At 65.0% G+C, this 18,853-nt stretch carries 19 protein-coding genes and 1 pseudogene; 7 read left to right on the top strand and 13 right to left on the bottom strand.

The window, feature by feature from the left end:
- Positions 1-19 precede the first annotated feature (19 nt).
- Both K2F54_RS09260 and K2F54_RS09255 read left to right on the top strand, forming a co-directional pair.
- A complete protein-coding gene (locus K2F54_RS09260) occupies positions 20-1,114 on the top strand; it encodes an S-(hydroxymethyl)mycothiol dehydrogenase (RefSeq protein WP_220605573.1) in 1,095 nt (364 codons plus the stop codon).
- Positions 1,114-1,743 (top strand): MBL fold metallo-hydrolase, encoded by a 630-nt coding sequence (locus tag K2F54_RS09255; protein ID WP_220605572.1) that lies wholly within the window; start codon positions 1,114-1,116, stop codon positions 1,741-1,743. The genes K2F54_RS09260 and K2F54_RS09255 overlap by 1 nt, the downstream gene beginning before the upstream one ends.
- Before the next feature lie 35 nt (positions 1,744-1,778).
- Here the strand turns inward: K2F54_RS09255 and K2F54_RS09250 are convergent, their stop codons facing one another.
- The 3 genes from K2F54_RS09250 to alsS are packed head-to-tail and all read right to left on the bottom strand — an operon-like array spanning position 1,779 to position 4,988.
- The gene (locus tag K2F54_RS09250; RefSeq protein ID WP_220605571.1) at positions 1,779-2,459 is read right to left on the bottom strand and encodes a GPP34 family phosphoprotein; all 681 of its coding nucleotides are present in this window, start codon (positions 2,457-2,459) and stop codon (positions 1,779-1,781) included.
- A gap of 19 nt (positions 2,460-2,478) precedes the next feature.
- Positions 2,479-3,225: an acetolactate decarboxylase gene (gene budA, locus K2F54_RS09245; RefSeq protein ID WP_308287592.1), complete on the bottom strand. Its 747-nt coding sequence runs from the start codon at positions 3,223-3,225 to the stop codon at positions 2,479-2,481.
- A complete protein-coding gene (alsS, locus tag K2F54_RS09240) occupies positions 3,222-4,988 on the bottom strand; it encodes an acetolactate synthase AlsS (RefSeq protein WP_220605570.1) in 1,767 nt (588 codons plus the stop codon). The genes budA and alsS overlap by 4 nt, the downstream gene beginning before the upstream one ends.
- A gap of 115 nt (positions 4,989-5,103) precedes the next feature.
- On the opposite strand from alsS, the gene K2F54_RS09235 reads away from it, so the two are divergent.
- Together K2F54_RS09235 and K2F54_RS09230 are read left to right on the top strand one after the other, a co-directional pair.
- Positions 5,104-5,982 (top strand): LysR family transcriptional regulator, encoded by an 879-nt coding sequence (locus K2F54_RS09235; protein WP_220605569.1) that lies wholly within the window; start codon positions 5,104-5,106, stop codon positions 5,980-5,982.
- Between the two features lie 70 nt (positions 5,983-6,052).
- Positions 6,053-6,628, top strand: coding sequence for a GNAT family N-acetyltransferase (locus K2F54_RS09230; protein ID WP_220605568.1), 576 nt, complete (start codon positions 6,053-6,055; stop codon positions 6,626-6,628).
- 172 nt (positions 6,629-6,800) lie between these two features.
- Here K2F54_RS09230 and K2F54_RS19550 read toward each other — a convergent pair whose 3' ends face one another.
- The 6 genes from K2F54_RS19550 to K2F54_RS09200 form a co-directional block, all read right to left on the bottom strand.
- Positions 6,801-9,278, bottom strand: coding sequence for an AAA family ATPase (locus K2F54_RS19550; protein ID WP_220605567.1), 2,478 nt, complete (start codon positions 9,276-9,278; stop codon positions 6,801-6,803).
- Positions 9,279-9,348: 70 nt separating this feature from the next.
- Positions 9,349-10,944: a cryptochrome/photolyase family protein gene (locus tag K2F54_RS09220; protein ID WP_220605566.1), complete on the bottom strand. Its 1,596-nt coding sequence runs from the start codon at positions 10,942-10,944 to the stop codon at positions 9,349-9,351.
- Positions 10,945-10,972: 28 nt separating this feature from the next.
- Complete coding sequence (locus tag K2F54_RS09215) at positions 10,973-11,389, bottom strand: nitroreductase/quinone reductase family protein (protein ID WP_220605565.1); 417 nt, start codon at positions 11,387-11,389, stop codon at positions 10,973-10,975.
- A gap of 468 nt (positions 11,390-11,857) precedes the next feature.
- Positions 11,858-12,328, bottom strand: coding sequence for a hypothetical protein (locus K2F54_RS09210; RefSeq protein WP_255576905.1), 471 nt, complete (start codon positions 12,326-12,328; stop codon positions 11,858-11,860).
- A complete protein-coding gene (locus tag K2F54_RS09205; protein WP_220605564.1) occupies positions 12,309-13,340 on the bottom strand; it encodes a DUF6545 domain-containing protein in 1,032 nt (343 codons plus the stop codon). Before K2F54_RS09205 ends, K2F54_RS09210 begins: the two co-directional genes overlap by 20 nt.
- On the bottom strand, positions 13,340-13,834 hold the full coding sequence (locus K2F54_RS09200) for a hypothetical protein (RefSeq protein WP_220605563.1): 495 nt from the start codon (positions 13,832-13,834) through the stop codon (positions 13,340-13,342). The genes K2F54_RS09205 and K2F54_RS09200 overlap by 1 nt, the downstream gene beginning before the upstream one ends.
- Positions 13,835-14,054: 220 nt before the next feature.
- On the opposite strand from K2F54_RS09200, the gene K2F54_RS09195 reads away from it, so the two are divergent.
- Complete coding sequence (locus tag K2F54_RS09195; RefSeq protein ID WP_255576904.1) at positions 14,055-14,639, top strand: DapH/DapD/GlmU-related protein; 585 nt, start codon at positions 14,055-14,057, stop codon at positions 14,637-14,639.
- Positions 14,640-14,720: 81 nt separating this feature from the next.
- On the opposite strand, the gene K2F54_RS09190 is transcribed toward K2F54_RS09195, so the two are convergent.
- The 4 genes from K2F54_RS09190 to K2F54_RS19695 all read right to left on the bottom strand — a co-directional run bounded on the left by K2F54_RS09190 (position 14,721) and on the right by K2F54_RS19695 (position 16,458).
- Positions 14,721-15,047 carry a type II toxin-antitoxin system PemK/MazF family toxin gene (locus K2F54_RS09190; protein ID WP_220605562.1) on the bottom strand — a complete coding sequence of 109 codons (327 nt, stop codon included), beginning with the start codon at positions 15,045-15,047 and terminating at the stop codon, positions 14,721-14,723.
- Positions 15,044-15,247 (bottom strand): antitoxin MazE family protein, encoded by a 204-nt coding sequence (locus K2F54_RS09185; RefSeq protein ID WP_220605561.1) that lies wholly within the window; start codon positions 15,245-15,247, stop codon positions 15,044-15,046. The genes K2F54_RS09190 and K2F54_RS09185 overlap by 4 nt, the downstream gene beginning before the upstream one ends.
- A gap of 183 nt (positions 15,248-15,430) precedes the next feature.
- Positions 15,431-15,883, bottom strand: coding sequence for a hypothetical protein (locus tag K2F54_RS09180; protein WP_220605560.1), 453 nt, complete (start codon positions 15,881-15,883; stop codon positions 15,431-15,433).
- 209 nt (positions 15,884-16,092) lie between these two features.
- Complete coding sequence (locus tag K2F54_RS19695) at positions 16,093-16,458, bottom strand: DUF2695 domain-containing protein (RefSeq protein ID WP_374107282.1); 366 nt, start codon at positions 16,456-16,458, stop codon at positions 16,093-16,095.
- A 477-nt stretch (positions 16,459-16,935) separates the two neighbouring features.
- Between K2F54_RS19695 and K2F54_RS09170 the strand changes: the two genes are divergently transcribed.
- A protein-coding gene (locus K2F54_RS09170) for an IS3 family transposase (protein WP_374107280.1) occupies positions 16,936-18,116 on the top strand; the annotation gives its coding sequence in 2 pieces (ribosomal slippage) (positions 16,936-17,202 and positions 17,205-18,116; 1,179 coding nt in all).
- A 269-nt stretch (positions 18,117-18,385) separates the two neighbouring features.
- Positions 18,386-18,760, top strand: a pseudogene (locus K2F54_RS09165) (tetratricopeptide repeat protein); the annotation flags it as partial.
- Between the last annotated feature and the right edge of the window lie 93 nt (positions 18,761-18,853).

Raw genomic sequence — 18,853 nt, 5'->3', positions numbered from 1 at the left:
GCCACTCACGAGGAGCTCCATGCCCATCACCGTCACAGGCGCAATCGCCCGTTCGAAGGGGGCTCCCGTCGAGCTCACCGAGATCGTCATCCCCGATCCAGGACCCGGCGACGTCATCGTCGACATCGACACCTGCGGCGTCTGCCACACCGACTTCCACTACAAGGAGGGCGGCATCAACGACGACTTCCCGTTCCTGCTCGGCCACGAGGCCGCCGGCCGGGTGAGCGTGATCGGTGACGGCGTCACCCACGTCGCCGTCGGCGACTTCGTCGTACTCAACTGGCGCGCCGTCTGCGGCGACTGCCGCGCCTGCAAGCGCGCAGAACCCTGGTATTGCTTCAACACCTTCAACGCCAGCCAGAAGATGACCCTGGTCGACGGCACCGAGCTCAGCCCGGCGCTGGGCATCGGCGCGTTCGCCGAGAAGACCCTCGTGCACGAACGTCAGTGCACCAAGGTGAACCCGGACGCCGACCCGGCCGCGGTCGGACTGCTCGGCTGCGGGATCATGGCCGGCATCGGCGCAGCCATGAACACCGGCAACGTCAGCGCGGGCGACTCGGTGGCCGTGATCGGCTGTGGCGGCGTGGGTGACGCGGCCGTGGTGGGCGCCAAGCTCGCCGGCGCGAGCACCATCATCGCCATCGACCGTGACGCCAAGAAGCTGGTTAAGGCCACCGAATTCGGCGCCACCCACACCATCGACTCCGCTGACCTCGACGAGGACGGCGTGGTCGCGGCCGTGCAGGCGCTCACCGGCGGCTTCGGCGCCGACGTGGTCATCGACGCGGTCGGTCGCCCCGAGACCTGGCGGCAGGCGTTCTACGCCCGCGACCTGGCCGGCACCGTGGTGCTCGTCGGCGTGCCGACCCCCGAGATGATGCTTGAGATCCCGCTCGCCGATGTCTTCGGTCGCGGCGGCTCGCTCAAGAGCTCCTGGTACGGCGACTGCCTGCCGGAGCGGGACTTCCCGATGCTCACCGAGCTGTATCTGCAGGGTCGCCTGCCGCTCGGGGAGTTCGTGAGCGAGCGCATCCGTATCGACGAGATCGAGGCGGCGTTCGACAAGATGGCCGCCGGCGACGTGCTGCGTTCGGTGGTGGTGCTGTAATGAGCGCACGCATCGAGCACCTCGTCACCGCGGGCACCTTCGACCTCGACGGCGGCAGCTGGGCGCTGGAGAACAACGTCTGGATCGTCGGCGACGACACCGAGTGCGTCGTCATCGACGCCGCCCACAACGCCGACGCGATCCTGGCGGCGGTCGGCGATCGCACCCTGCTGGGCATCCTCAGCACCCACGCGCACAACGACCACATCGGCGCCGCCGGGGCCGTGTCGGCCGCCACGGGCGCACCGGTCTACCTGCACCCGGATGACCGGATGCTCTGGGAGGTCGTCTACCCGGATGCCGCCCCGCAGCGGGAGCTCGCGGACGGTGACCGGATCGCGGTGGCCGGCATCGAGCTGCAGGTGATCCACACGCCGGGGCACTCCCCCGGCTCGGTCTGCCTGTACGCGCCCGCCTTCGGCACCCTGTTCAGCGGTGACACTCTGTTCCACGGCGGACCAGGCGCCACCGGCCGCTCGTACAGCGACTTCCCCACCATTATCGAGTCGATCACGGGCAAGCTGCTCAGTCTGCCGGCCGACACCGTGGTGAACACCGGGCACGGTGAGTCGACCTCGATCGGCGCAGAGGCCCCCGACCTGCCGGACTGGCTGGCCCGCGGCCACTAGCCGTCCCAGCCGCCAATCCCCGCCACCGAGGTGCGTTACTGGGTGGCGGTGTTGAGGTTTTCCCCGGCCAGCAGCGCTTCGATGGCGTCGCGGTGCTCGGCCGGGTACCACTCCCACCGGATGCGGGACTGCAGGCCGAGTTCGCCCTTGTACCGTTCGCCGCTGTTGCGCAGCGCGTCCACGATCCCGCCCCACCGGGGCTCGGTCACGATCTCGGGCATCGACCGTGCCCGATAGGCCGGGTGTTTGGCGATGGCGACGGCCCGTTCGTCTTCGATCGCGAGATACCCGCCCCTGTGGTCGAAGTCGCCCACGCTGGTCACCATGCCTCGGCGCACGAGCTCATCCTTCACGGCCGCCGCAACGGCATAGCCGATCTTGGCCAGGTAGCGGTCCGACCGCAGCGGCTTGTTTCGGCCGATGAACGGCTGCAGCGCCGCGTCGTGCACAGGATTGCCGGTGGGGCTGACGTCTAGCCCGACGATCTTCCACGGGGTCACACCGTTGAAGAACGAACGGTCGGCAACCGGGCCGATCTTGCCGAGGAGCACCAGCTCGATGGCTGCGGCGGTCGACGGGATCATCCAGTTGAATTCCAGGCGTCCGGCCTGCTGCACCACCATCAGCTGAGCCCGCTCCCCCATCGTGAGGTCGTCGGGCGTCCAGGTTATGCCCGTCGCCAGCGGATCGGTCTCTTCGCCCCCGTGAAGTGTCATGCCATCGACCTTAGCGATCTCAGGCGTGCTGCTCGGTCTTGGCCAGCTGCCTGGCGAGGTCTTCCGGTGACAGGTTGGCGTCGCGGAACGCATCCGTCAGCGGCAGTTGCAGCCGCAGATCGGTGCCCAGGCAGAGGGCCGCGCTGCCGCTTTTCAGCTTGAAGTCGAGCACGTGACCGCCGCCGGTGCGGTCGTCGGTGATGAAGTGGGTGTGGCAGCCGGGCACGCCGATGCCCTGCTCGTAGAGGGGGGTGCGGAAACCGACCAGGGAGCCGGAGACGTCGTGCAGTTCGACGATGGCGTCCTCGTCGGTCGCCTCCACCATCGGCCGGTACGGCTTTTCCTGCTTCACCACGGTGCGCATCCGGATCCACTCGAAGTCACCGTCGATGCGCAGTGCGTACATGTAGTTCTCGGATGCCGTCATGTGGTCGATGAACGCCGATGCCTCGGAGCGCACCACGTTGTCGGGCAATTGGCTCTCGATGTGCGGCACGAAGTTCGTGACCACGGCGTACGGCGTGTAGGCGCCCAGGTCGGCCTTCGTCACGCCGCCGTCGGCACGCAGCTGGTAGCACTTACCGTCGACGATGAGCATCTCGCCGTCCAGGCCGTTGAAGGTGCCGATGCCGAAGCTGCCGTGACCGAGCAGGTCACGCACCGTCATCTCACCCTCGTACACGCCGTCGAGCAGGGCGCTCATCAGGCTGGTCTGGAAGATCTCGTGCCTGGACACCGTGAATGCGGGTGCCGCGATGTCGTTCACAGCAGCACATCGCTTTCCAGGTCGGCCATGAGTTCATCCCGGTTGTTGCGGTAGTCCACCCGCACGTCGATGATGCTCGGACCGTCTTCGTTCATGGCCTGCTCCAAAACCGCGGCGAAGTCGTCGAGATGGGTCACCCGGTGGCCATGCGCACCGAACGATTCGGCGTACTTCACGGCGTCGTAGTCGCCGAGCTGCACGCCGGAGGTGCGGCCGTACTTGCCCTGCTGCTGGAACGCGACCATGTCGTAGGTGCCGTCGTTGAAGATGATGTGGGTGAATGTCGAGCCCAGCCGCACGGCGGTCTCCAGTTCCATGGCGGAGTAGAGAAAACCGCCGTCGCCCGACACCGAGACCACCGGGGTGCCGGGGCGCACCAGCGTGGCCGCGATCGCCCAAGGCAGCGCAACACCCAGGGTCTGCTGACCGTTGGAGAACAGCAGGGTGCGCGGGTGATAGGTGCGGAAGTGCCTGGCCATGTAGATGTAGTGTGAGCCCACATCGCACAGCACGGTGGTGTCATCGGGTAGCAGGGCGCGCATCCTCAGGGTCAGCTCGGCGGGGTGCACCCCGTCCAGCTCGTCATCCCGGTGGATGGGGTCATCGGCCTCGGCCAGGCGGGCGCGCTCGGTGGCGACAACGGCAGACGCGGATGCCGAGAGGGCGAGGCCATCGATCTGGCGGGCGAGCGCATCCATCGTCTCGGCCACGTCACCGCGCAGCTCGACCGTGGGGCGGTAGTAGTCGTCGAGGTCTGCAGCCAGTTCGTCGAGGTGGATGATGCGGCGCAGGTGGTCCTTGTTCCACTTGGCCGGTTCGTACTCCACGAAGTCGTAGCCGATCGCCAGGATCAGGTCGGCCTTGTGCAGCAGCACGTCGCCGGGCTGGTTGCGGAACAGGCCGACCCGGCCGAGGTAGTGCTCCTCGAGCTCGTGCGAGATCACACCAGCGGCCTGGAAGGTCTCCACCACCGGGAGTTTGGCGGCGCCGAGCAACCGGTGCAGAGCGGCCACGGCCCGGTCGGAACCCGAGCGGGCCCCGGCGAGGATGACCGGGAACTGTGCCGCGCGCAGCAGCTCGGCGGCCCGGGTGATGCTGTCCATCGGGGCGGCACCCATCTGCGGCACGGGGTGCGGCGTCGTCATCGACACCGTGGTGGAATCGGTGAGCACGTCGTACGGCAGCACCACGGCCGCCGCGCCCTTGGGCTCCTGCACGGCCTGGCGGAAGGCGTTGGCGATGGCCTCCGGCACGTTGTCTGCGGTGCCGACCTCGCCGGCGGACTTGGTGACGGCGCTGAGCATGCCAACGGCATCCATCGCCTGGTGAGTGCGCTTGAGCCGGTCGCCGCGCGATACGGCACCGCAGATGGCCACGAGCGGGTCGCCCTCGGTGGTGGCGGTGAGCAGTCCAGTGGCGAGGTTGGCGGTGCCTGGGCCGCTGGTGACGAGTACGACACCCGGCTCGCCGGTGAGTCGGCCGACGGCCGCGGCCATGAAGGCGGCGTTCTGCTCGTGCCGCACCACGATCATCTGCGGGCCGCCGTCGAGGAGGGCGTCGTACACCGGGTCGATCTTGGCGCCTGGCACGCCGAAGATCCACTGCACGCCGTACGCGTTCAGGCATTCCACCACCCGGTCGGCCGAGCGCCGCGAGGCCCCCAGGGCACCGGAGCCGAAGGCGTCGTGGTGCTCGGAGCGTGTGTCGGTGCTCACGGTGCGCTCGGCAGCGCCGGTGTTCAAAACGGGTGACGGGGTCGCCATGTCGTGCCTCCAGGGTGCCGGCCTCACCGGCGTCTGTATCCATCGTCCCGCCGCCACTGATAAGAAACAACGCCGATAACGGATGACAATGATCTGCAAATGAGATGATTGACGGATGGACCTCAGGCAGCTCGAATTCTTCAGCGCCGTCGCCGGCGAACTCAACTTCACCCGCGCCGCCGAACGCCTCACCATCGCCCAGTCAGCGGTGTCCGCCGGCGTGCGCTCCCTCGAGGGCGACCTCGGTGTGGAACTGTTCGACCGCAGTCGTCGGCAGATCCGGCTCACCTCCACCGGCGAGCTGCTGCTCCCCAAGGTGCGTGCTGCTCTGGACGCGGTGAACGAGGTGCGCGACGTGGCCCAGCAATCCACCCAGGCCATCACCGGGTCGATCGTGATCGGCCTGATGACCTCGGTCACGCTGGTGAACGTGCCGCGGCTGCTCGGGCTGTACCGCACCGGGCACCCCGGCGTTGGCGTGCGGCTGCGCGCGGCCAGGCGTGGCTCGGCCGACCTGGTCGACGAGCTGTCCACCGGCGAACTGGACCTGGCCTTCCTCGCCCTCAGCGGCTCGATCCCGGCCACGCTTTCCGCCGTTCCGATCGCCTCCTCCCCCATGGTGCTGGTGGTTCCGGCCCGGCATCCGCTCGCCGCCTCGCCGGGGGTCGATCTGGCCGCCCTGGCCGGTGAGGAGTTCATCGACCTGCCGCCCGGCTACGCCAGCCGTCAGATCGTCGACGACGCGTTCGGGGCCGCCGGGGTGGATCGGCGGGTGATGATCGAGGTGTCCGACATCGGCACCGCCGCCGAGTACGTCAGCAACGGTCTCGGGGTGGCGCTGCTGCCGGAGTTCGCCGCCCACACGGCCCTGAACGTGCGTCTCGTGCCGGTGGCCCATGTGCCCGACTTCACCGTCTACCTGGCCGCCTCCCGCAAACGCCACGCCTCCGCGGCCGTGCGCGCGTTCGTCAACCTGGCCCTCTCCGGCGAGTAGCCGCCCGCCCTTGCCGCGGGCGGGAGCGTCTGCCTATCATTCAGGCAGCCACGCGCACGGAGGGGACACCATGGTGATCGAGGTCACACCGGCGCACGACTTCGCCGACATGGCCACGATGTTCGCACCGAAGAAGCCCGAATCCTCGGTCTGTTGGTGCCTGTCCTGGCGGCTCAGTTCCACCGAGAACCGCGCCCTCACCGGCACCGCCAGGGCGGACAAGGTGCGGGAACTGTGTGCCCGCCCGCTCGCACCCGGTGTGCTCGCCCATATCGACGGCGCGGTGGCCGGCTGGGCGGGTATCGCGCCGCGTTCCGAGCTGCATCCTTTCGCCACCTCGCGCAAGATCCCGCATCTCGACGACTTGCCGGTTTGGTCACTCTGGTGCCTGCGCGTGCGCCCCGGCTACCGCAAACGGGGAGTGACACCGGCGCTCATCGAGGGCGCCGTGGCGTACGCCCGCGCATCCGGGGCACCGTGCGTCGAGAGCTACCCGGTCGACAACGGCGGCAAGCGGGTCGACCTGACCATGGCGTACGTGGGCACCCGTGCCATGTTCGAACGAGCCGGCTTCGTCAAGGCCGCAGACACCGGCTCCGTCGCCGGCGGCTTCCCGCGCATCCTGATGCGGCGGATGCTCGACTGACCGCATTGCTCCCGACCGGAGACGGCCATGCCGGTCGGCCTTGAATTCCTGCGTGCCCAAGGCTTCACTGGCAGGACCGGTTTCCGTTCCCGAACAGAAGGCGACGTGATGGCATCCATCGAGCAGGGTTTCGATCCCACGGCACCACCGAGCGGCACCGGCTGCTCGTCGGCTAGAACACCAGTGACTGGATGACCTCGGCGGGGATGCGCGTCATCTCGGCACCGGTGATGCCATGTGCGGCAACGTGCTCGATCTGCTCCGCCTCGATGCGCTCGGCGAAGGTGCGGGCCCAACGCCCGTTCGATCTGTCTTTCTCGTCCAGAGCCGCGTAAGTTTTCGCTGCGCACCCCGCTACCAACACTTCGTCGAACGTCCAACTCGCATTCAGTCGGGCGACGACTATTTCGCCGACGTCCTCTGGGCTGAAGTCGGGGAACTCGATGGTCAGCGGGATTCGGGACCGCAAACCCGGATTCGCGCTCAGGAACCGGTCCATGTTCTCGGTGTACCCGGCGAAGATGGCGACGAATTTGTCCCGATCGTTTTCCAGACGGGTCATGAACGTTTCAATCGCTTGCCTGCCGAAGTCATTCCTCGAGTCCTCGACATACAGCTGGTAGGCCTCGTCGACAAAAAGCACCCCGCCCATAGCCTCGTCGACGGCCCTGGTGGTGTTCTCCTCGGTGTGGCCGATCCAGCTGCCGACCAGGCTGCTGCGGTCTACCACTTTGACGGTGGCCGTCTCGAGGATGCCGAGGTTGTAGAAGAGCTGCGCGATGATTTTCGCCACAGTTGTCTTGCCAGTGCCCGGGTTTCCTGCGAAAACCATGTGGTATGTGGGCCGGGCCACGCTACCGTCCAGCCGCATGCGCTGTTGGTCAACCGCGACCCGGTTCACTAGTTTCCGCACCCAGTCCTTCACAACCGTCAGCCCGGTCAGGGCATCCAGCTGTTCGAGGAGCACTTGTACGTTTGCGTCCTTCTGGCCGGAGTCGCCTCCGACAACCAAGTAGATGTCGTCGTCTGTTATCCGGGCCAAGTCGTCGAAGTCCTGCGTCCGGTCATTCACCACGCGGCGCGCCATCTGAGTGATCAGATCCTGGTTGAAGTTCCGAACCCACCTGCCGTTGCTCTTATCGGTGGTTCGGCCATATCTGTCGGCGACCACGCGCTGGTACAGATCCTCGTCGATTGTGTAGTCCTCCCGCAGAAGGCTCTGGTAACCGATGTCAGCGACTTCGGCCGGGGAATAGTCCTCGAAGTCGAACCGGTTCGGAACTCTGGATTTGAGGCCCGGGTTCATGGTCAGAAAGTCCTGCATCCGGTCGGTATAGCCGGCGAAGATGATCACAATGTCGTCGCGGTTATTCTCCATAAACGCGAGAATGGTATCGACAGCCTCCTGCGCGAACTCGTTGTTGTTCTTCTGGTGAAGCGCGTAGGCCTCGTCGATGAAGAGCACTCCCCCGCGCGCACTCTCGAGAACGTCCGAAGTCAGGTTTGCGGATGCTCCGAGATGCTGACCGACCAGGTCTCGGCGCCCGACCTCGACGAACACGTCCCGTTGCGTCGCGCCGGCGTGGAACAGTGCCGTGCCGAGCAGACGCGCCACGGTGGTCTTGCCGGTGCCCGGGTTGCCCAAGAACATGCTGTGCATGGTCATGTCGGTGCTCTTGAACCCTCGCTGTGCACGCATTTGGTTGAACTGCACCATCCGGGTGAACGCTTGAATCTGGTCCTTGACCGTCGCCAGTCCGGTCAGCGCCAGGATCTCGTTGAGGGGGTCGAGCAGTGGGGCGATCTCGACTTCAACGGCTCGGTCGAGCGCGGTCTCGGTCCCCTCGATCGCGGGCTCTGGCGCGGGCTCGGCATCAGGGTCGAAGATCGTCACGACGGGGCTGTCCGTCTCGACGAGCGCGCGCCCCTTTTTGTAGACCACGTAGGTCTGATCGTCGGGCACCTCCACCCGACCGATCCGCAGCACACTGGCATCGCAGAGTCCCTCCCAGGGCCCCTGTTCAGCACGCAACGACTCCACCGCGCAGACGGACTCGTTCTCGATGATGAGGGAACGCTCACCCTCGGCTGGGGTGACCGACAGCACGCCGTACGCCTCAATCTGACCGCGCATCTGGCCAACAATGTTGAAGGCGCTGGCATTGATGAGCACAGCTTTGGCGCCGATGACGCGCAGCCCGGCAACAGTCGAATCGGTGGCGTGCAGCAGCGCGTTGTTCTCGATAACGACCCCCGCCGACGAAGGGCTGAATCTGACAGTGCTGCGCCGCATCACCACAGTGCCCGCACTGCTGTAGATCGCCGGGTATTTCCATGTCGGCTCGCCGTACACGGTGGTGCCGTCAAGCTCGACATGGGCGTCGGCGGTCTTGAGATGAATGGCGTTGTGAAAGGGCGGCGCGCAGATCGTGGCGTTGGTGATCTTGCACCTGCCCTGGATATCGAAGTAGCCGCGTAAGACGACCTTGCTCGGATCACCGCTACCGATGATCTCCAGATTCGCGATGTACACCGAGTCCACCCTGTGCTCGCCCTCGCTCAGAACCAGCACGTCGCCGGGCTTGGATTTCTTCAAGGCGTCGAGAAAATTGAGCCCGAATCGACCGTTGCTCACCCGAATTTTCGCCACACAGATCTCCTTCGTGCCTCATCGTCCGCTGGCCTCAGCCTCCCACACGATTGCCCGGCGCTGCGGCCGCTCAGCGCGGCGACAACGCCAGCAACCCGGTGTCCTGCCCCGCGTCCAGGAGCGCCGCGGCCCGGCGGCGGTGGTCGTCGCGCTTGGTCGCGTCCATCCCGTCCAGCAACGAGACGACCATCCGCGTGCGCGGGTTCGCCGCGAAAACCGCACGGTGGTCCTCGATGAAGGTCCAGTACAGCCCGTCCCAGTCGGCCATCCATTCGCCGGCCGGCAGGTCGGACATCTTGCGCAGGTAGTTACTGCCGGACACGTAGGGCTTGGTGGTGATCTCGTCGCCCGCGGCGAACTGGCTCATTGCATAGACGTTGGGCACCATCACCCAGTCATAGGCGTCGATGAACATCTCCATGAACCACTCGTAGACCGCGTCGGGGTGGATGCGCAGCAGTGCCATGGCGTTGCCGAGCACCATCAGCCGTTCGATGTGGTGGGCGTACCCGGTGTCGAGCACGCGGGACACGACCAGGTCCACCGGCGCCAGCCCGGTGCTGGCATCCCACCAGCCGTCCCCGAGCGCCCGCTGGTGGTCGAGTCGGTTGGCGGTGCGCATCTCACGGCCGCGGGTTCGGTAAGTGGCGCGCATGTACTCCCGCCAGCCGATCACCTGCCGTACAAACCCCTCCAGCGAGGCGAGCGGGGTGTTGCCGTCGGCGCCCTCCAGGACCGCGTCAACAACATCGCGCGGGTCCAGCAGCCCGACATTCAACGCGCCGGTGAGCAGGCCGTGATTGATGAACGGATGCGTGGCAGAGATCGCGTCCTCGTACGGGCCGAAGTCGGTCAAGCGGTCCCGCACGAACTCCTGCAGGTGCTCACGGGCTTCGGCGGCCGTGGTCGGCCAGGCGAACAGGTGCGGGTCGCCCGGCGCATCCGGGAACTCGGCGCTGACCCACGCGATCGCGCGGGTGACCTCGTCGGGCACGTCGACGACCACCGCGTCCGCCGCGTCCGCCGCGAGCGCGTCGAAGTCGAAGGTGCCCTCGCGCTGCAGCACGGGGTGACGGGCAAAGCGGCCCACGGGTTGGGGGGTGTACCCGCGCGGGAGTTTCTTGCGATTGTCGGCGTCGAAGGACCACTTGCCGCCAACCGGCCTGCCGTCGTCGAGCAGGATGTCGAGTCGACGTCGTTGCCAGATGTAGAACTCCTGCATGCGGGGGTTGTTCTCGGAGAACCACTCATCGATCTGAGCCCGATCGGTGAGGAAGTTCGGCGTCTCCAGCAGGTCGTCGCGGCGCATCCGGTAGCCGCCGTCAGCCAGAGCTGCGAGCAGGTCCTTCTCGAGCCAGTCGTCGACGACGTCGAACCAGGTCACCCGAGCCGGCGTGCGGTGGCGCACGAACTCGGCGAGCTGGTCGTGCGAGCTACGGGAGGCATCACTCTGGAGCTCGACAACCTCGTAGCCGTGCTCGCGTAAGCGGTCGGCGAAGCGTGCCATCGAGGCGCGGTGCAGCACCAGCTTGTGAGAGTGGAACCGGTACTGACGGAAGAGCAGGTCGTGCTCGATCAACACGAACACCGCGCCGTCGGCAGCGTCGAAATGTTGACCGAAGAGCTGGTGCGGTAACACGACACGCACGCTCGGGCCGGGACTCATACCCTCACGATAGACGGACAGCGCCGGATCAACGCGGCTGGGTCGGGGCGAGGATGAAGACTGACCTCTTTCCGCCGGCCTCGAAGAAAGCCCGGTAGGCGGGCCAGATCTGTGTCAGCCGCGGCCAATAGCGGTCGATCTCCTCAGCGGTCGCCTCGCGCGCGGTCACCGCAAAGGTCTCCCTACCCACCTGCACCGTGGCGCGAGGCCGGGCTCGCAGGTTGAGCACCCACGGGTTGGGACCCTCAAAGCCTGGATTGACGTTGCAGACTACGAGGCACCCGCTGGCGCGCAGATAGAGCAGCGGGACCGTGCGCTCAAGTCCGGTGCGACGTCCAGTCGTTGTCAGCAGCAATACTGGTGCCCGGCCGGTCAACGAGATGCGTCCGCCGGTGGTGCGATACAGCCAGCGCTGGAGCGGCGAGACCACGCGGCCAATCGCCACGACGCCCAGGCGGGTGCCACCCAGACGTTGGGCAAGGCGTCGAAGAGTCCGTCCAGGCATACGTCAATGCTGGCCTTCTCCGAGCCGCGCCGCCACGCCCACAACCCGTGAGACAACGAACCGTGGCCCACGGATCACTCCGACAAGAATCTGACCCGGAACTTCTGCGGTCGCCCGTAGAATTGGTGAGCGACCTGAGGCGTCCCCCCACGCCACTGGTCGCGTTGCGTCCCGCCGCGTCCCCCCACGCGGCGGGACGTTCTGGATGGAACGCAGCCCACCACAAAACCGTTGATCACAGAGTGCGCCGTCCCCCCAAGAACCGTCCCCTGGTTCCCGGTGCACCTCTGCCCTTGTCCCCCCTTGGACATGTCTAACCCTACCTCTATCGGCACGGGGACCACCACCCTGCCTACCGCTGGTCCGGCGCCGCGTTCTAAGCGGTTTCTATTCGGTGGGGGCGTGCGGCTACTTGTCGGTCAGGTCCGAGCGGTCGGGCAACCCGTTCTCAAGAAGCTTCGTGATCTCTCGAAGAGCTTCTGGTGACGTATCCCCCAGGGTGCGGGCCGCGAAGTTGATGACTCGCTTGACTCGGATCATGCGGACCAACTCCAACTGTGAGTCGATACGCTCCGGCAGATCATCGTCTGACCCGAGCAGGTACTCCGGGGCAATCCCGAAAAAGTGTGCGATCTCAGTGAGAAGCGGCACGTCACTGACCAGCGGCCCCTCTCCCCTGATCATGTACTGCCAGCGGGCCCTCGAAAGCGAAACCTTCTTGGTGGTGAGACCGGCGGCGATCTCCCGATAGGTATAGGGCGTGTTTCCTTCGGCAACGACGACGTCAAGCAACAGGTTCAGCTTGCGTGCGAGCTCCTGTTGCGGCGTGGGCGGTGGGGATCCCGCCCCACCCGCTCCATCAGGCATTTTGGTAATCATCGGTCCTCGAGTCCTTGGTGGTTCCGCGGGATGCAGCTGATGCCAGACGAATGTGCTCTTCGATTCTCTCGATGAGTGTGACCTCGCCTGCCGACAGTGAAATGTCGGGGTTCAGAAGAAGACAGTCGCGCACCTCGACGTAGCGTCGGTGGAGGTGCACAGCGTGGCTTCCGCGGATGCAGAGCGCAACCCGCGATGTCGATACTTCAATGCTGAGTTCAGGTCGATCAGCAAGCAACCGCTCCCAGAGGGGGGTGACCTGCCACAGCAGCCGCCGGCTCCTGGCCGCATCGCTCAGGTTCTGGGAAGCTCCGATCAGCAGGCGGAGACCGAGGCCGAGCGCCAGAAAGAGGGGAGCGAGAAGCGAGCTGGTCACGGACAAGAAGTCAACCGTCGGGCTGAGAGTGGTGCCGCCTGTGGCCCGGTCAATCGCCACACCCATCTGGATGACGACGTAGAGCGATACGACCGCGCAACCGGCTGAGATGATCACGAGGGCGCTCTTGAGCGATGTGTCCGACTGACGCTTGAAATCCGTCGAGCACGCGGCGATTGTCGAAAACGCGAGAACGATCAGGGCAATCCAGGTCGTGAAACTGTAGACCAGCTGACTCCAGTCGCCGGGGCCGATCAACTGGATATTGTCGATCTCCCAATCGTTGGCGAAGAACAGACCGGCCTGGAGAAGGATCAGTCCGGTCGCTCCCCACAGGGCCCATCGTTTTCGAATCGAGGTCAGCCCGGCCCGGGAGACAGCCGTTTGGATGAGGGTGTCGAAGAGGGCGACACAAATGATCACCGTCGCATGGAGGATGAAATATGTGATGTCGGCTCCGCCCAGGAGCTCATCGACGACCGCATACGGTTCGTCGGAGACCAGCGACATGGTGACGGCGAAGGCCAGCATGAACCAGAACAGCAGACGTCGTTTCCCGCGGAGCGCGCTGGGCGCAAGCAGAAGGGTCGTGCCCCACAGCGCTGCGAGCATCGCAGTTTCGATCAGCGCGAACATCAGAGAATCTGCCCGAATCCGGTCTCGGCGTCGCGCCGGCTCATGGATGCGTCCTTCCGAAGGATCATCGCGAGTTCGTCCCCGATGGCTTCCGCCAGTGCTTCTTCTTCGTCGGTGAAGCTCCCTCTGGAGAGGGCAGAGACGATGGCGTGCATCGGGACGAGGGGTGCGAGAAGTGCGACTCTGTCGGCGGGCATGATCACCTTCTTGTGATTGAGGATCATGTGACCGAATTCATGATTCACGAACTGCTGCCGGTGTACGGCCGAGTCCGTTGGCGCGTAGTGGATTCGCTCGAATCCCTCACCCGATACCTCGAGCCAGAGCGCGCAGATTCCTTGGTCGACCATCCCCTGCGGTGCCTGCATGATGACGATCTTCTTCTCACGGATCTGCTCCATGTGGTGGTGCAGGAGTTCCGAGTTCAGGGGACGCGGAAGGCCTATCTCCTGCACGAGTTGTTGAGCCCGTTGTTGCCGTGCCGCGTAGTCCACTCTGGATCCGATTCTCGTGTCGATCCGCTGTGTCCCCGAACCGGATCCAGCGCACCTGAGACATGTGTGACGGCCGTCAGCATGTGATTCCTCAAGGTCCCTATGATAGCGACGAGCCGCCGCCGATGGCCTCCGCAGCACGAAGTAGGGCTTCTGGGTCCGCAGACATCCTTGGAGAGGGACACGTGCCTGGCGTTCTACGGCGCGATACCGTGGGTACATGGCTGAAATTCACGGACTGGACGCCCTTTTGACGGCGTTGAACTCCGGGGAGACGATCCCCGGAGGCTCGCCTCACCACGCGGCCATGCACGCTGCAAGCCAGGAGTCGCTGCGGATCACAGCCGAGCTCAACGGGCGCTATCACTCCCCCGATGAGGTGAGGGCCCTCATGAGCGAGTTGACCGGGCGCCCAGTCGCCGGCTCCTTCCGGCTCTTCCCGCCGTTCAGCGCCGACTTCGGCAAGAACATCCGTTTCGGTGAGGATGTCTTCGTCAACAGCGGCTGCCGATTCCAAGACCAGGGTGGAATCGAGATCGGCGACGGATCCCTCATCGGTCACAACGCCGTCATCACGACGTTGAACCACGACATGGTGCCGAGCCGACGAGCTGACATGCATCCAGCGCGTGTCGTCATCGGCCGGGGCGTCTGGTTCGGGGCCAACGTGACGGTGCTCCCGGGTGTGACCATCGGCGATGGCGCCGTCGTGGGCGCAGGGGCCGTCGTCACCAAGGACGTGCCGGCGAGGGCCGTGGTCGTTGGCGTACCGGCGAAGCAAGTGAGCACCGTTCCTGACCGGTAATCGAAGCACTACGCCTAGCAAGAACAGGTTGTTGCAGCGGAACTCCACCGCTTTGCGGTACAGCCAAAGTCTTGGGGCGGGTCAGTCTGCAAGTCCAAGAAACACCATCACCAGGCGTTCGAGGTCAACCAACTGCCTGGCCGATAGACGCCCGACGCGCTGTGACACGTTCGACCGTCGCACCGTTGTCATCTTGTCGACCATGACAAAACTTGCGGCGTCGAGACCGGACAAGACATCCGCCCCGAGCGGCAATCGCATCAGAGGAGCGGAAACATCTGTCGACGTCAACGGACACACGGTTACAGCGTCTGTGCCGTCAAATCGATCGTCTTGCAGGATAACCGCGGGACACGGCTTGGAACTGTAAACTCCACCCGCGACCGTCCAGATCTCGCCCCTGATCATTCGTCCCACTCGACCGATACGGCTTCGATGAAGGACTGGTCGTCGGTCGCACGTTCCGCAGCAGCTATCGCTATGGACTGCCGATGGGCTTCTGAGGCGAATGTGTCAGACCGCACATCAGGAACCCACACCTGCACGAGTCGAAACCCTCGTTGGCGCATCCGATCCCGATGCGCTCCTACCCGCTCGTTGACTGCCATAGCCGGATGTTACATGTAACGTCAGGCCGTGGCGAGGGGGGCAGGTGCTGAGTTGTAAGACCTGAATTCAACGACGTCGCCACACTGAGCAGCATCTGGCGCGCCACGGCCCGGGATCTCGGGATCTTGCGCATGGGTGATCGGACTGCCAGGTTTCGTGCAGCAGAGCCGTCGGCCCAGTCGCTAACCGATCATGTACACGAACCCGCGATTCGACGCCGCGACCTGCGTCAGGAACTCCACAGCGCGTTGCAGGAAGTCGAGAACGTAACGCACGTCCTGGTCCGTCGCCCTGTCGTCGCTCACACTGTGCTGGAATTCAACGAGATCTTCGGCAATCTCCACGGCCTCCTCAGGTGTAATCGCTCGCGTCCAGGGAAGCCATCCATGGCCGTTCATGGTGACCTGCCCCTCGAACATTCGGTAAGCGGGTCGGGGCGTCTCACCTGCCCTACTCGGAGCAGTCAGCACCTGCATCGAGGACCATGCCTTGTCCAGGTACAACATGTCCGCCTTAGGCACCGACTGCACGAAGCTCGTGACGGCCACCTGCGCACCGTGAGGCATGCCCCAGGCGTCAGCCAGTGGGTCGTCGCTGATGAAACTCAGCGGATCTGCCAGCGCGAGTGCGGTCATGTCTGCGTCGAATGCGTATGCGTAGTATCTGATTCCCATGTGTCGATCCTGCCGAGTGCGCGACATCTCACCGGGCCTAACCGGGGATCTGTGGATAACCCTTCGGTATGCCGCGGAGTGGATAACCTGCGAGGCGAGACGTCACTCTGCATTGCCTAGTGCGACATACGCACTCAGAACGCTGACCTCCAGCGCATTCCGAAGTCGAATCACCGGTCCCGCGAGCGGGAGAGTCGTACCCAGTTCGCACACGGTTTAGTCGAGCCCCGTCGCGTTGTTGCGCACGGGGGCATCGTGTCGGGCGGCTTGGCATCAGCCCACGCGCCATAACCGTCCGAGTCGACGGATTCATACGCCTGCGTCCACAGTCGTGGGGCGGGCTCGTAGGTATTCATGAACATCTCGCAATCGCAACAGCACGCGCCCATCGCCGAGAGCCGCGCGAGCAGTGCGGTGGCGCGAGGGGCAACGCGATCTCGATAGTGGGATGCGAATCGGTGGGTGCTGTTGCACCCGAACTCGTCGAGTTGGCGAGCCACGAAGCAGACGAGACATTCGCCGGCAGCGGGAGTCATGAGCGTCGAGGCGACGTCGTGAAGGATCCGCTCGGCCTGTTCGGTGATCGATGTGGGTTCCATGCGGACACAGTGCCACGAACCACAGACATCGCTTCTGAAGGTCACGTGACTGGCTGTGGCGACTCGGACACGGATTGTCGGTGGTGCGGTTACAGAGAAAAGCAGCGCAGTCGAAGTGACCGGCTGCGCTGCGTTAGTGTCCAGCCAGAACTACACGTTGAAGCGGAACTCCACCGCGTTCCGATGATTTCGGAACATTTGGTGCTAAGGCTGTTCCCCGGCTAACAGATGCAGTCTGACCTGGGTCTTTAGTGCGAGGAATAACTACGCAGAGGGAGACCTGCGCCAGTTGGAGCACCAGAGACCAGATTAGCATCCGGGGCTCGTCGAGGTCATCCCGAGGACGGGCGTGAGGAACGGATCGGTGACAACTGATCGTTAGCGCCGCGAGGCGCTGACGGGGAGGATGTCATCATGCCCGGTCCCTATTCCAGAGAGTTCCGCGAGGATGTCGTCGCGGTCGCTCGTAGCCGCGAAAGCGGCATCACCATCAAGCAGATCGCCGTCGACTTCGGTATCAGCGAAGCGACGTTGCAGAACTGGCTCCGCCAAGCAGACGTCGAGGACGGCAACCGTCCCGGTCAGACGGCTGCGGACGCTGCCGAGGCTCGCGAGTTGAAGAAGCGGGTCCGGTTGCTCGAGCAGGAGAACGAGGTTCTCCGGCGGGCGGCGACGTATCTGTCGCAGGCGAACCTGAAACTCGGTGGCTCCCCAAAATGACGTACCCGCTCGTATCTGAGCTCGCCGCGGACGGCATCCCCGTCTCGGTGTCGTGCCGGGTTCTGAAGCTCGCTCGCCAGCCCTACTATCGGTGGCGCAACGCCCCGATCCGGGATGCGGACGTGCTCCGCGCGTATCGGATCAACGCGCTGCACGACGCGCATCACGACGATCCGACGTTCGGCTACCGATACCTCGCTGACGAAGCGCGGCGGGCTGGGTGGCGGATGAGCCGCCGGACGGCGTGGAAGTTGTGTTCTCAGGCTGGGATCCTCTCGTCCGCGCAGCGCCGCCGGCGCGGGAAAGGTAAGAAGGCTGGCCCTCCGGTGTTCGATGACCACGTGAAGCGCGTCTTCCGCGCCGACGCACCGAACCGGGTGTGGCTGACCGACATCACCGAGCACCGCACCACCACCGAGGGCAAGCTCTACTGCTGCGCGATCAAGGACGTGTTCTCCAACCGCATCGTCGGTTACTCGATCTCGGATCGGATGACCGCGAAGCTGGCCGTCGACGCCGTCCGCAACGCCGTCACTCGCCGCGGTGAGGTTGCCGGCTGCATCCTGCACGCCGATAGGGGCAGCCAGTTTCGAAGCAGGGCGATGGCTCGCGAGTTGCGACTTCACGACATGGTCGGCTCGATGGGCCGCGTCGGCGCGGCCGGCGACAACGCGGCCATGGATAGCTTCTGGTCCCTGCTTCAAACGAACGTGCTCAATCAGCAACGGTGGACGACGCGGCAGGAGCTGCGGCTGGCGATCGTCGTGTGGATCGAGAGGAAGTATCACCGCCAGCGAGCCCAGGACGCCCTCGGCGGCTTGACGCCCATCGAGTTCGAAGCGAAACTAACCGAGCCGCTCACGCTCGCGGCCTAAACCGAACCTGTCACCAGTTCGTTCCTCACGCCCTTCCGGCACGGAGCAACCTCTGGGTCGAGCGGCGATGGTGCCGCCCGCTCGACAAAAACCGTCGACAGGCTTCGCGTCGTGGCAGAGTTCGTGCGATGACAGCAGAAAGTGAACAGCGGGAAGCAGCCGTCGCCGATCTCTGGGGGCGCTTCGACTCCTTCGATCGAGAAGGCGGCGTGGCAGCGATGCAGGCTTTGGCTGATAGATGACCGGCTGAGGGCGGCAGGGCGGCGTTCGAACTCGCGGGCATGTACGACTCCATGGGATTCGAGACTGAAGCCGGCACAGAGTACGAGCGCGCTCTTGAGCTCGGTCTCAACCAGGACAGGCATGCACAGCTCGCCGTCCAGTATGGATCGACACTCCGTAATCTCGGCCGCCTCGACGAGGCAATCGCCGTGCTGCAAGCCGCCCCGATGCACGCAACGACGGGCTCAGCGCCTCGTGTCGGGCTCTCTCTGGCTCTCCACAGAGCTGGACGCCAGGACGAAGCCCTCCGGGTCGCGATCGAGGCACAGATAGACGCATTGCCGCGCTACCAGCGCTCGATGCACAACTACGCCGCCGCACTCACCGAGTCTGCAACGTCAGACGAATCGGCCAAACGTTGACGCGGAACTCGGTCGCATTCCGGTACGTACAGCCATCTAACTGCCACCAGTGCCATTCGCTATGCATCCCTTCCCGCAGGACCTGCGCGGCTC

It is taken from the genome of Cryobacterium inferilacus (assembly GCF_019599185.1).
GTDB classification, from domain to species: Bacteria; Actinomycetota; Actinomycetes; order Actinomycetales; family Microbacteriaceae; genus Cryobacterium; species Cryobacterium inferilacus.
This window is presented reverse-complemented; position numbering and strand designations above follow the sequence as displayed.